Origin of the sequence: Streptomyces sp. NBC_01426 (assembly GCF_036231985.1) — a bacterium.
Classification (GTDB): domain Bacteria; phylum Actinomycetota; class Actinomycetes; order Streptomycetales; family Streptomycetaceae; genus Streptomyces.
This window is the reverse complement of record NZ_CP109500.1, coordinates 5,821,090-5,833,637: the sequence shown is the minus strand read 5'-3', so window position 1 is coordinate 5,833,637 and position 12,548 is coordinate 5,821,090. Positions and strand designations below refer to the sequence as shown.

Below are 12,548 nucleotides of genomic sequence, written 5' to 3'. Positions count from 1 at the left end.
GGCTCCCCCGCGCAGGGATGCCCGAACGAACGAGACGCGGCGTGGCCGCGTCGTAGGGAAGTACGACGCGGCCACGCTGTGTGTTCGGTGGATCTCAGACAGCGCCTGTTCCGGTCAGGGAGCGGACCTCCAGCTCGGCGAACTTGGCGGGGTCGGCCTTCTCCTTCGACAGGACGGTTCCCAGCCATCCCAGGAAGAAGCCGAGCGGGATGGAGATGAGCCCCGGGTTCTCCAGCGGGAACCAGTAGAAGTCGGCGTCCTTGAACATCGAGGTGGGCTTGCCGGAGACCACCGGGGAGAAGAGCACGAGGCCGACGGCCGAGATCAGGCCTCCGTAGATGGACCACAGCGCGCCCTGGGTGGTGAACCTCTTCCAGAAGAGGCTGTAGAGGATCGTCGGCAGGTTGGCGGAGGCGGCGACCGCGAAGGCGAGGGCGACCAGGCCGGCGACGTTCAGGTCGCGGGCGAGGGCGCCGAGGCCGATCGCGACGGCTCCGATGACCACGGTGGACCAGCGGGCCGCGCGGACCTCCTCCTTCTCGGTGGCCTGGCCCTTGCGGATGACGTTCACGTAGATGTCGTGTGCGAAGGACGAGGAGGAGGCGAGGGTCAGGCCCGCGACGACGGCGAGGATGGTGGCGAAGGCGACCGCGGAGATCACGGCGAGCAGGATCGCGCCGCCGGTGGAGTCGGCGCCGCCGCCGATCTCCTGGGCGAGCAGCGGGGCCGCCGTGTTGCCGGCCTTGTTGGAGGCCAGGATGTCGGCCCGCTTGAGCAGGGCCGCGGCGCCGAAGCCGAGGGCGATGGTCATCAGGTAGAAGGCGCCGATGATGCCGATGGCCCAGTTCACGGACTTGCGGGCGGCCTGCGCCGTCGGGACGGTGTAGAAGCGGATCAGGATGTGCGGCAGGCCGGCGGTGCCCAGGACGAGGGCGAGGCCGAGGGAGATGAAGTCCAGCTTGGTGGTCGCGTCCTTGCCGTACTTGAGCCCCGGCTCCAGGAACTTGGCCCCTTGCCCGCTGTTCTCGGCGGCCTTGCCCAGCAGCTCCGAGACGTTGAAGTTGAACTCGATCAGCACCATGAGGGTGATCAGCAGGGCGCCCGCGATGAGCAGCACCGCCTTGACCATCTGGACCCAGGTGGTGCCCTTCATTCCGCCGATCGTGACGTAGACGATCATCAGTACGCCGACCAGCGCGACCACGGCCACCTTGCCGCCGTCGCTGGTGATGCCCAGGAGCAGGGAGACGAGGACGCCCGCGCCGGCCATCTGGGCGAGCAGGTAGAAGATCGAGACCACGATGGTGGAGGTGCCCGCGGCGGTGCGCACGGGCCGCTGGCGCATGCGGAAGGCCAGGACGTCGCCCATCGTGTACCGGCCGGAGTTGCGCAGCGGTTCGGCGACGAGCAGCAGCGCCACGAGCCAGGCGACCAGGAAGCCGATGGAGTAGAGGAAGCCGTCGTAGCCGAAGAGCGCGATGGCCCCGGCGATGCCGAGGAAGGAGGCGGCGGACATGTAGTCGCCGGAGATCGCGAGGCCGTTCTGGAAGCCGGTGAACTGGCGTCCACCCGCGTAGAAGTCGGCGGCGCCCTTGGTCTGGCGGCCGGCCCAGACGGTGATGATCAGGGTGGCGACGACGAACAGCCCGAACAGGGTGATGATCAGCGGCCGGTGCTCGGTGGCGCCGGCGGCGAGGGCGGGGGCCGTCGCCGGGTCGAACGGTGTGGTCATTCCCCGGCCTCCATCCGCGCCTTGATGGCCGAGGCCTTGGGGTCGAGCTTGGCGGCGGCGTGCCGCGAGTACAGCCAGGCGATCAGGAAGGTGGTCGCGAACTGGCCGAGGCCGAGGACGAGGGCGACGTTGATGTTCCCGAAGAGCCTGGTCCCCATGAAGCCGCCCGCGTAGTTGGACAGCAGCACGTAGAGCAGGTACCAGGCGAGGAACGCCACGGTGAGCGGGAAGGCGAACGAGCGGTAGGAGCACCGCAGTTCGGCGAACTCGGGGCTGTGCTGGACGCTCGTGAACTCTTCGGCGGTGGGGCCGGCCGGGTGGTGCGGCCCCGCGCCGCCGGGCGGTGGTGGGGCTGCTGCTTCGAGGGTCACGGGGGGCTCTCCTTGTGACGCGGGTGCAGGGGGGACGACGGACAAAACAACCTCCGTGCGAGGGGGATGGTGACGCTGATCCCCCCTGTCAACGGCACGGACGGCGTGTCGAGACGGTTCAACCCCAGTTGATTCATTGGAAACTGATTCCTCGAACTGATGGCGCAAGACCGAACGACAGCACTAGGTTCCTGTGTCATGAACCCGTCGGGCGCAACCGTGCCCGCACGGCCTTTTTCAGGATGATGTGGAGAACCCATGGCTCACCTGGGAACCGGTCACCGGCGGCGCGCACTCGCCGTTCCGGTCGGACTGGCACTCACCGCCTCGCTCGCCCTCCTCCCCTCCGTCGCGGCTTCCGCCGCCCCGTTGGGCAACACGGCGGACGCGGTGGCGACGGCCAAGCCCGACACCTCCGGCCCCAAGCTGTCGTACGTGGCGAACCTGACCGCGTACGGGACGGTGAAGCAGGCGAAGAAGGCCATCGAGAAGGCCGGCGGAACGGTGGTGACCTCGCACGAGCAGATCGGGGTCGTCGTCGCGCACTCCCAGAACCCCGAGTTCGCCAGGCAACTGCGCGCCCAGCGCAGCCTGTTCGTGTCGGTCGGCGCCACCCGGACGGCCCCGCTGTCCCCGGTGCAGACCACCGAGGAGGGCGCGACCCAGCGGCTGAGCGCGGCGGACGCCGCGAAGGCGGCGGCGAAGGCCACGGCGGGCCAGGAGCCCCTGGAGTCGAACCAGTGGGACCTGCGGGCGATCAAGGCCGACGAGGCCCACAAGATCAACGACGGCAGCCGCAACGTGACGGTGGGCGTCATCGACACGGGTGTGGACGACACCCACCCGGACCTCGCCCCGAACTTCTCCAAGGGCCAGTCCGCCAACTGCGTGGGCGGTGTCCCCGACACCACCGAGGGCGCCTGGCGTCCGTACGCGGACGGCAGCGACCACGGCACCCACGTCGCGGGCACCATCGCGGCCGCGCGCAACGACCTCGGCATCAGCGGTGTCGCGCCCGGCGTGAAGGTCGCCGCGATCAAGGTGAGCGAGCCGGGGACCAGCCTCTTCTACACCGAGGCCGTCGTCTGTGGGTTCATGTTCGCCGCCGAGAAGGGGATCGAGGTGACCAACAACAGCTACTACGTCGACCCCTGGAACTACACCTGCAAGTCGGACGACGACCAGAAGGCGCTGGTGGAGGCCATCGCGCGGGCGACGAAGTACGCGGAGCGCAAGGGTGTCCTGAGCGTGGCCTCGGCCGGCAACTCGGACCACGACCTGGCCGGTCCCTCGATCGAGGACACCACCAGCCCGAACGACACCACCGCCGTGCCGCGCACCATCGACCCGAAGGTCTGCCTCGACCTTCCCACCCAGCTCCCCGGCGTGGTCACCGTGACCGCCACCGGCGACCAGGGCCTTCGCTCGTACTACTCCAGCTACGGGCTGGGCGTCGCCGACGTCGCGGGCCCCGGTGGCGACAAGTGGCAGGTGCCGGCCACGCCGGACGCCAACGGTCGGGTGCTGTCCACCCTCCCGGGCGGCGGCTACGGCTACAAGCAGGGCACCTCGATGGCCGCCCCGCACGTCGCGGGCGTCGTGGCGCTGCTCAAGAGCAAGCACCCCTCCGCCACGCCGTCGCAGCTCCAGGCGCTGCTGAAGGCCCAGGCCACGAAGCAGGCCTGCCCGGACAAGATCTACGACGGCGCCGGCGCGCTGATCGACGCCACCACCTGCAAGAGCAAGTGGGGTCAGACCGGCTACTACGGCTCCGGCGTGGTGAACGCGCTCCGCGCCGTGAAGTAGGCGCGCAGCGGGGCCTGGACCGCGCGTGAGGTGACGCGTGCGGCAGGCCGGACACGTGAAGGGGCCGGTCGGGGCAACTCCCCGACCGGCCCCTTGTGTTCGTCCCGCGGCCGGCGCCTACGGCGTGATGAGCACCTTGAGGGCGCTGCGGTCGTCCATCGCGCGGTAGCCGTCCGGGACCTCGTCCAGGGAGATCGCCCGGTCGAAGACGGGGGACGGGTCGATCGCGCCGCTGAGCACGTCCGCGAGCAGCTCCGGGATGTACGCGCGCACCGGCGCGACGCCGCCGCGCAGGGTCAGGTTGCGGTCGAACATCACGTCGAGGTCCAGGCCGGTGCCGCTGCCGTGCGGGACGCCGACGTAGCCGATGGCCCCGCCGTCGCGGGTGATGTTGACGGCCGTGCGCATGGACTGCTCGGTGCCGACGGCCTCGATGACCGCGTGCGCGCCCTGGCCGGCGGTCAGTTCGCGGACGGCCGCCTCGGCGGCCTCGCCGCGTTCGGCGACGATGTCGGTGGCGCCGAAGAGCGTGGCGATGTCGGTGCGGGCGGTGTGGCGGCCCAGCGCGATGATCCGGTCGGCGCCGAGGCGCTTCGCGGCGAGGACGCCGCACAGGCCGACCGCGCCGTCACCGACGACGGCGACCGTGGAGCCCTTGCGGACGCCGGCGCCGAGCGCGGCGTGGTGGCCGGTGCCCATGACGTCGGACAGCGCCAGCAGAGCGGTCAGCAGGTGGTCGTCGGAGGCCGCGTCGGCGGGCAGTTTGACCAGGGTGCCGTCGGCGTGCGGAACGCGGACGGCCTCGCCCTGGCCGCCGTCGTGCCCGACCGAGCCCCAGAAGCCGCCGTCCACGCACGAGGTGTGGAGGCCTTCGGCGCAGTACCGGCAGGTGCCGTCGGACCACATGAAGGGGGCCACGACCAGGTCGCCGGCGCGCAGGTCGGTGACGGCGGAGCCGGTTTCCTCGACGATGCCGAGGAACTCGTGGCCGATCCGCTGACCGGGCTCGCGCGCGGCCTCGCCGCGGTAGGCCCAGAGGTCGCTGCCGCAGATGCAGGCGCGCAGTACGCGGACGACGGCGTCCTCGGGACGCCGGATCGCGGCGTCGGGCACCTCCTCCACGCGGATGTCGTGCGGGGCGTGGATGACGGTGGCGCGCATGGTGGTGCAGTCCTCCGGATCGGGGGCGGTGTGGGCAGGGCCCGCCTTGTGGGCTCCCCTACCGTACGCCTGCCTCCCGGGGGCGCACGCCGGTGGCCAGCAGGTACTGGGCCGCCAGGTAGGTGGCCATGATCCAGAAGTCGGGCCGGGGCAGCTGGGGCCATTCGGCGACCCCGGTCGCGATGAGGGTGTCGGACAGCAGGAACAGCGCGCCGCCGATCCCGGCGCGCACGCCGAGGGCGCTGGAGCGGTAGGCCATGGCGGTGAGCAGCAGGCTGTATCCGGCGACGGGGACGCGCAGCTCGGCCGGCAGGTCGCTCCAGAGCAGCGTGACGGTGCCGACGAGGGCGAGGGCGTACGCGGCGCCGAGGAGGGGGTTGGTCGCGCGCCGGCCGAAGAGGACGAGGTAGCAGACGTGGCCGAGGGCGAAGGAGCCCATGCCGACCAGGAACGCGACATCGGCGTCGAAGAGCAGGGCCAGGTCACCGCCCCAGCCGAACAGCAGGGCGGCGACCAGAAGTCGGGGGGCGCCGAGCGCGATCACGTGGGCGACGAGCAGCGGCATCAGCAGGGGTTTGGCGAGGACGTGCCCGAGGTGCCAGTCGGCGAGCAGCGAGCCGAGGTCGACGGCCGCGGCGACGGCGAACGCGGCGAGGGCGATCCGGCCGACGAGGGCCCGTCGTCCGCCGTCGGGGGCGGTATCCCGCGCCCAGGACGGCGTGCGGGACTCGGTGGCGCTCACGCGGCGTGCTCGGAGGCGGGGGCCTGCTCGGCCTGCGAGGAGGCCCGGGACGCCTGCGGGGTCGGTGCGGGTTCGCCGCCCGGGGAGCCCGGGGAGCCCGGGGAGCCCGGGGAGGGCACGGGGGCGGCGGCCGGGGAGCCGGGGGTGGCGGTCGCGGCGGGCTGCCAGCCGGGGCCGCGGAAGACCCGGCCGGCGCGCTCGCTCCAACTTCCGGCGGCACGTACGTCGCGGGCGATGGCGGCGTATTCGTGGGTGGCCACGCGCAGCGGGTTGTGGGTGGCGATGTTCTTGGTGAGGCCGTAGACGGGCCGGTCGGTCTCCCCGACCCAGGACCCGAACACACGGTCCCAGATGATCAGGATGCCGCCGAAGTTGCGGTCCAGGTAGCCGCCCTGCGAGGCGTGGTGGACGCGGTGGTGGGAGGGGGTGTTGAAGACGTACTCGTAGGGCCGCGGCAGCTTCCCGATGCGCTCGGTGTGGACCCAGAACTGGTAGAGCAGGTTGATGCCGTAGCAGAACGGGATCGCCGCCGGGTGGACGCCGAGCGCCACCATGGGCAGGTAGAACCACCAGGTGGTGGCGCTGGTCCAGGGCTGGCGCAGGGCGGTGGTGAGGTTGAACCGCTTGCTGCTGTGGTGGACCACGTGGCAGGCCCACAGGATGCGGATCACGTGGTGGAGGCGGTGCTGCCAGTAGTACAGGAAGTCCTGGACGAGGAGCATCAGCAGGGCGGTCCACCACAGGAACGGCACGCGCAGCGGGGTGAGTTCGTAGACGGCGGTGAAGACCGCGACGACCGGGATCTTCCAGAGCAGGTCGAAGCCGATGCTGCCCAGCCCCATGGTGATGCTCGTGGCGGCGTCCTTGGTGTCGTACCCGGCGGCGTCCTCGTCGGGATGGAGCCGGTAACTGACCACCTCGATGACGGTGAGCAGCACGAAGGCTGGTATGGACCACAGCACGACATCGGGCAGGTTCGGCATGTCCGCACCATAGAGCGGGCCTCGGGGCTGCCGCTAGAGGTTGTTACCGATCGGTATCCATCGGTGTTACCGACGGTTCGAGCGATGATGGCGGGGTCAAGGGGAGGGCGAGGGGATGACAGGTTTCGAGACGGTTCTCTTACGGGTCGCGGGCACGGCGGCGACCACCCTGCTGAAGTCCCTCCTCGCCCGGGCCCCCGGCGCCGGCCTGACCGCCGACCCCGTCCGTCCCGCCGGCCGCCTGCGCCGACCGACGGAACTGGGCGACCCCGAGATCCGTCGCCTGACCCGCACCCTGGCCTCCCGCCTGGGCGAGGAGACGGCCCGGCTGCCGGACCACGAGCGGTCGGCCGTGGTGGACTCGGTGGCCGACACCTTCGCCGCGGTGGGCCGGCTGGACGCGGACGCCCTCTTCGCCGCGGACCTGCGACCGGCGGCCCTGGCGGCGGCGATCCCCTCGCCGCGCGCGGCGGGCCTGAGCGAGGCCGCGCAGTCCGTGCACCGCCGGCTCGTCGAACTGTGCTGCACGCACGTGGTGGAGTACGCGACGACCCTGCCGGGCTTCTCGGCCCGGGCGGACGTGGAACTGGTCCGCAGGATGGCCGAGTTGGCCCGGGCGGTGGACCGGCTCGCACAGACCGGCGACGGCGCGGCGCTCGCCTTCGAGGAGCGGTACGGCCGGTACATCGCCGAGGCGCACGGGCGGCTCCAGTTGTTCGGGCTCACCTTCAGCCAGGCCCGCCGGGAGTGGCCGCTGGACCGGGCGTACATCAGCCTGGCGGTCAGCGGCGAGCAGTTGGAGGAGCCGGGCCGGGCCACCCCGATGAGCACCGAACTGGCCCTGGGTGCCTCCGAGCGGGTGCTGCTGCGCGGTCCGGCGGGCTCGGGCAAGAGCACCCTCGTGCAGTGGCTGGCCCTGAACTCGGCCCGCCGCACCTTCGGCCCGGGCCTGCGGGACTGGAACCTCCTGGTCCCGTTCGTCCTGCCGCTGCGGTCCTTCAACTCCCCCGCGGGGCTGCCGATGCCGCAGGACTGGCTGAGCGCGACCGGGGTGCCGCTGCGGGCGCCGGACGGCTGGGTGGAGTCCCTGCTCTCCGCCGGGCGGGCGCTGGTCCTGGTCGACGGGGTGGACGAGGTCCCGCCCCGCCTGCGCGACCGGACGGAGACCTGGCTCCGGGCCCTGCTCATCGCCTATCCCACGGCCCGGTTCGTGATCACCACCCGTCCCTCGGCCGTCCCGGAGGACTGGCTGACCGGGCACGGCTTCTCCCCCCTGTCGCTGCTGCCCATGGAGCGGGACGGCGTCGGGGCCTTCATCACGCACTGGCACGACTCCGCCCGCGCGGAGGGCGTCTCCGGGCAGGAGCGGGAGCAGCTCGACACGTACGAGAAGTCGCTCATCCAGGCGGTGAGCACGCGCCGGGACCTGGGCCGGCTGGCCACCAACCCGCTGATGTGCGCCCTGCTGTGCGCCCTGAACCGGGACCGCCGGATGCACCTGCCGCGGGCCCGCAAGGAGCTGTACGACGCCGCGTTGGACATGCTCCTGGTCCGCCGGGACACCGAGCGGGACATAGCGGGGGTCGAGGGGGTCTACCTCAGCCGGGACGAGCAGACGGTGCTGCTCCAGCGACTGGCGTACTGGCTGATCCGCAACGGGCAGTTGGTGGCCTCCTTCGAGGAGGCGATCGAGATGGTCGGCGAGTGGCTCGACGCGATGCCGCAGGTCCGGGCGCAGGGCAGTGCGCGCAAGGTGTTCCGGCACCTGCTGATCCGCTCCGGCCTGCTGCGGGAACCGGTCCCGGACTCCGTGCAGTTCGTGCACCGCGTCTTCCAGGACTACCTGGGGGCGAAGGCGGCCGTGGAGTCCCGGGACTTCGGCGTGCTGGTGCGCAACGCGCACGAGGACACCTGGGACGACGTGGTCCGGATGGCGGTCGGCCACGCCAGACCCGACGAACGGGCCCATCTGCTGAGGGAGTTGCTGCGCCGGGCCGACGAGAACGAGCGGGACCGCAGTCGGCTGGTGCTGCTGGCGGCGGCCTGTCTGGAGCACGCCCCCGAGCTGGACCCGGAGGTGTGGCACGAGGTGGAGACCCGTACGGCGCACCTGCTGCCGCCGCGGTCGGCCGCGCAGGCCGAGGAGCTGGCCAAGGCGGGGGAGCTGGTCCTGGAGCTGCTGCCGGAGCCGGCCGACCTCACCGAGGACGAGGCGGCCGCGACGATCCGGACGGCCGCGCTGGTCGGCGGGGACCGGGCGCTCCAGGTCATCGCGGGGTTCCGGTCGGACGACCGGTACGAGGTGGTGCACGAGCTGTCGGACTCGTGGGGGCGCTTCCCCAACGAGGCGTACGCGGACGCGGTGCTGTCCGGGGCGCCCGTCCGCGAGGGCCACCTGCACCTGCGCACGGCCGAGCAGTTGGCGACCTACGAGCGGTTGCGGCACATCCACCGGGTCCACCTGACCTGGGACGGCCCGATCCCGCCGGCGATCCGGGACCGGCGGGACCTGGAGTGGCTGGTCATGCACCGCAATCCGGGGCTGACCGACCTGTCCCCGCTGGCGGGGCATCCGACACTGCGGCACCTGGGGTGTTGGACTGTCCGCAGGTGACCGGCGTCGAGGTGGTGACCGAGCTGGCGGCGGACAGCCTCGCCTTCGGCTACCTGCGGGACGGGCTCTCGCTGGCCCCGCTGGCCGGGGTCGCGGGGCTGCGCTCCCTGGTCATCGGGTTCGAGCCGGAGCAGCGGCGGATCGGGGACGTCCCGGCGGCGGGGACCCTGGCCGCGCTGCACATCTGGCAGGGCGCCCGCCGGATGACGCTGGACGGGATCGACCGGTGGCCGGGCGTGCGGACGCTGACGATCGCCGGCAGCGGCCAGTACCGGCAGTTGACGCGGGAGCTGCCGCTGCCGGACCTGGACGGGTTGCAGATCCGGCATGCCGCGCCGGTGGCGATCGAGGCGCTCCTGCCGTACGAGCGGCTGACCCGGCTGACCCTGATCAGGTGCGCGCTGGAGGGGACGTTGGAGCCGTTGCGCGCGTTCCGGGGGCTGCGGCGGCTGGTGTTGAGCGAGTGCCTGGGCACGGTGGACCTGTCGCCGCTCGCGGATCTGGAGGGCCTGGTGGTCGAGGTGCACCGGGGCACGAACGTGAGCGGGGCGGAGCGGATCGCGCCGGAGTGGCTCGTCCGCAGGGACTGAGCCGCTCCGGCGGGACCGCCGGTTCACCAGACCCGGACCGAGCCCCCTCGGGCGAAGGCCGGGCTGGTGGCGGCCGGGGGGATCTCCGTCAGCGGCTCGGCGACCTCCGAGACCGGCGGGCCGCACGTGGCCGCGACCGCGTCCAGCCGGGCGAGGTCGAAGCCGTAGACGCGGGCCGCGTTCCCGCCGACCATCGCGGCCACCTCCTCGCGGGGCAGGCCCGCGTAGGCGATGCGGAGGCCTTCGCGGGAGAACGGGGTGGTGCCCTCGTCGTGGGGGTAGTCGGAGCCCCACATGATCTTGTCGAGGCCGATCCGGTGGCGCAGCGGGACCTCGTGGGGGCGCATGAAGCTGGCCCCCACGAAGCAGTTGTCCCGCCACACCTCGCTCGGGCCCTTGCCCATGGACCGGGCCAGTCCCGCACCGAACTTGGCCTCCGCGGTGGCCGAGGCGGCGACCAGGCGGCCGTGGTAGTAGTCCAGCATCTCCATCACGCCGGGGATCCAGCCGGAGCCCTGTTCCGTCAGCACGAGCCTGAGGCCCGGGTGCCGGTGGAAGGCGCCGCCGAAGATCAGGTGCCACAGGGCGCGGTGGGAGAACCAGGTGGTCTCCACCATGAAGACCGCCCGGGCCGCCGGCTCGTCCCCCAGCGGGGGCGAGGCCGAGCCGCCGTGGTGGTTGACCGGGACCTCCAGTTCGTCGCACACCGCCCAGATGGGGTCGTAGGCGGCGGAGTACAGCTCGGGGACGCCGCTGCCCGGGGGTGCGCCCGGCAGGAGGATCCCGCCGGTCAGGCCGGCGTCCCGGGTACGGCGGATCTCCTTCACCGCCTCGTCCACGTCGTTCAGCAGGATCTGGGTGACGCCGGCGCGCCGTCCCGGGGCGTCGTCGCAGAAGTCGGCCAGCCACCGGTTGTGGGCCCGCAGGCCCGCCCAGCGCAGGGTGAACTCCTCGCGGGTGGGCGCCGGGGCCATCAGGGAGGCGGTCGGGAAGAAGGGCGGGATCGTGTTCGGGAAGAGGACTTCCGCGACGATGCCGTCGGCTTCGAGTTCCGCGAGCCGGCGCCGGGAGTTCCAGTTCCGGTCGGCGGTGTCCGCGAGGAGGTCCTCGTACGGGTTGACGTAGGTGGACGCCCAGGCGTCGAACTCCTCGTGGTGGCGCTTCTCCAGGTACGGCTTGTAGTCCAGCAGGTCGGCGCCCGCGTGGCAGTCCGCCGAGACGACGGTGTAGCGGTCCTCGGCCGGCGCGGTCACGAGACCCCCAGCGTCGGGAAGTCGTGTCCGGTGAGCCAGTGCCGGCCCACCTCTCGCGAGCGGGCCCAGGAGGCGCGCACCGCGGCCTGGTCGGTGGGCTGGCCGAGCTCCGCCGGGGTCGGGCCGATCCGGCGGGCGAGCGGGGCGAGCCGCGCCGTGTCGAAGCCGAAGACGTCCGCGGCGGCCAGGCCCAGCATGCGGCGGGTCTCGTCGACGGGGATGTCGTGGAAGGTGTTCTTCAGCCAGGTGCGGGTGTGCGGCCAGGTCCCCTCGGGGTGCGGGAAGTCCGAGCCCCAGAGGATGTTGTCGACGCCGATCTCGTAGCGCTGGGCGAGTTCGCGGCGCTTGGTGTTCGTGGCGCAGATGAACACCTGGCGGTCGAGGTACTCGCTCGGCGGGCGCGTCAGCTCGGCGAAGGGCGACAGTTTCTTGCCGCCGTGCGCGCCGAGGTAGAGCCGGTCCATGAACCACAGTTGGTTGGGCAGCCACCAGCAGCCGGACTCGGCGATGCCGAACCTCAGCCCGGGGTGCCGTTCGAAGACCCCGGACCACAGGAGGAACCACAGGGGCCGCGAGGGCCACCAGGTGACCTCGGAGACGTAGATGCCGAGGTGGTCGCCGTACTCGTGGCGGGGCGCGGCCCCCGAGTGCGTGACGACGGGCATCGCGGCCTCGGCCGCCGCCGCCCACACCGGGTCGTAGCGGCGGTCGTGGTAGGGCGCCTTGTCCACCCACATCGAGGGGATCATCAACGCGCCGAGCCCGGACTCCTTGGCCCGATGGATCTCCGCGACCACCTCGGCGGGTTCGCCCGTGATGGGCAGCAGGGCGACGCCGCAGTGGCGCTCGGGGTTCTGGGACACGAACTCGGCGAGCCAGCGGTTGTGCGCCCGCGCGCCCGCCATGCCCAGTTCGGGGTCCTGGTCGCCGGACAGGCCCAGGCCCACGCCGAAGGGGGCGGCGGTCTGGCTGTCGACGGCGTCCGCGTCGGGGAAGACGACCTCGGCGGCCACGCCGTCGCCGTCGAGTTCCTTCAGGCGTCGGCCCACGTCCCAGCCGCCCTTGAGGCCTTCCTCGTGGTCGTGGAACCACTTCTCGGCGAAGGCCTCGTTGCGCACGCCGAGGCGGGTGGCCTCCTCGCGGCGCGCGTCGCGTTGACCGAGGAACTCGTCGAACTCGCGGTGGAAGGCGCTGTCGAGGTAGGGGCGGTACTGCTCGGTGGGCAGACCCGCGTGGCAGTCGGAGGAGATGATCAGGTACGGGTCTTCGTACGGGGTGTCGCTCACGACGAACGCT

General features: G+C 72.1%; 10 protein-coding genes. 3 read left to right on the top strand and 7 right to left on the bottom strand.

Features of this window, described 5'->3' with window-relative positions; genetic code table 11:
* Positions 1–94 precede the first annotated feature (94 nt).
* A complete protein-coding gene (locus OG906_RS25920) occupies positions 95–1,732 on the bottom strand; it encodes a solute symporter family protein (protein ID WP_329446174.1) in 1,638 nt (545 codons plus the stop codon).
* Entirely contained in the window at positions 1,729–2,103 is a 375-nt protein-coding gene (locus OG906_RS25915; protein WP_329446172.1) for a DUF485 domain-containing protein, read from the bottom strand. Before OG906_RS25915 ends, OG906_RS25920 begins: the two co-directional genes overlap by 4 nt.
* Before the next feature lie 258 nt (positions 2,104–2,361).
* Here OG906_RS25915 and OG906_RS25910 point away from each other — a divergent pair, with 258 nt between their 5' ends.
* Positions 2,362–3,909, top strand: a complete 1,548-nt coding sequence (locus OG906_RS25910) for a S8 family peptidase (RefSeq protein WP_267801348.1) — start codon at positions 2,362–2,364, stop codon at positions 3,907–3,909.
* A 117-nt stretch (positions 3,910–4,026) separates the two neighbouring features.
* Here OG906_RS25910 and OG906_RS25905 read toward each other — a convergent pair whose 3' ends face one another.
* From OG906_RS25905 to OG906_RS25895, 3 genes are read right to left on the bottom strand one after another with little or no spacing between them, the layout of a single operon-like run.
* Positions 4,027–5,070 carry a zinc-dependent alcohol dehydrogenase family protein gene (locus OG906_RS25905; protein WP_329446169.1) on the bottom strand — a complete coding sequence of 348 codons (1,044 nt, stop codon included), beginning with the start codon at positions 5,068–5,070 and terminating at the stop codon, positions 4,027–4,029.
* 58 nt (positions 5,071–5,128) lie between these two features.
* Positions 5,129–5,812, bottom strand: a complete 684-nt coding sequence (locus OG906_RS25900) for a lysoplasmalogenase (protein WP_385640066.1) — start codon at positions 5,810–5,812, stop codon at positions 5,129–5,131.
* On the bottom strand, positions 5,809–6,795 hold the full coding sequence (locus OG906_RS25895; protein ID WP_329446167.1) for a sterol desaturase family protein: 987 nt from the start codon (positions 6,793–6,795) through the stop codon (positions 5,809–5,811). Before OG906_RS25895 ends, OG906_RS25900 begins: the two co-directional genes overlap by 4 nt.
* A gap of 115 nt (positions 6,796–6,910) precedes the next feature.
* Here OG906_RS25895 and OG906_RS25890 point away from each other — a divergent pair, with 115 nt between their 5' ends.
* Together OG906_RS25890 and OG906_RS25885 are read left to right on the top strand one after the other, a co-directional pair.
* Positions 6,911–9,409, top strand: coding sequence for an NACHT domain-containing protein (locus OG906_RS25890; protein ID WP_329446165.1), 2,499 nt, complete (start codon positions 6,911–6,913; stop codon positions 9,407–9,409).
* Positions 9,406–9,999, top strand: a complete 594-nt coding sequence (locus OG906_RS25885; RefSeq protein WP_329446163.1) for a hypothetical protein — start codon at positions 9,406–9,408, stop codon at positions 9,997–9,999. Before OG906_RS25890 ends, OG906_RS25885 begins: the two co-directional genes overlap by 4 nt.
* A gap of 23 nt (positions 10,000–10,022) precedes the next feature.
* Here the strand turns inward: OG906_RS25885 and OG906_RS25880 are convergent, their stop codons facing one another.
* Positions 10,023–11,252: an amidohydrolase family protein gene (locus OG906_RS25880; RefSeq protein ID WP_329446161.1), complete on the bottom strand. Its 1,230-nt coding sequence runs from the start codon at positions 11,250–11,252 to the stop codon at positions 10,023–10,025.
* Entirely contained in the window at positions 11,249–12,538 is a 1,290-nt protein-coding gene (locus OG906_RS25875; protein WP_329446159.1) for an amidohydrolase family protein, read from the bottom strand. Before OG906_RS25875 ends, OG906_RS25880 begins: the two co-directional genes overlap by 4 nt.
* Between the last annotated feature and the right edge of the window lie 10 nt (positions 12,539–12,548).

Coding starts and splice junctions, on each gene's coding strand:
- OG906_RS25890 (WP_329446165.1), top strand. CDS start 6,911: ATGACAGGTTTCGAGACGGTTCTCTTACGGGTCGCGGGCACGGCGGCG.
- OG906_RS25910 (WP_267801348.1), top strand. CDS start 2,362: ATGGCTCACCTGGGAACCGGTCACCGGCGGCGCGCACTCGCCGTTCCG.
- OG906_RS25920 (WP_329446174.1), bottom strand. CDS start 1,732: ATGACCACACCGTTCGACCCGGCGACGGCCCCCGCCCTCGCCGCCGGC.
- OG906_RS25895 (WP_329446167.1), bottom strand. CDS start 6,795: ATGCCGAACCTGCCCGATGTCGTGCTGTGGTCCATACCAGCCTTCGTG.
- OG906_RS25905 (WP_329446169.1), bottom strand. CDS start 5,070: ATGCGCGCCACCGTCATCCACGCCCCGCACGACATCCGCGTGGAGGAG.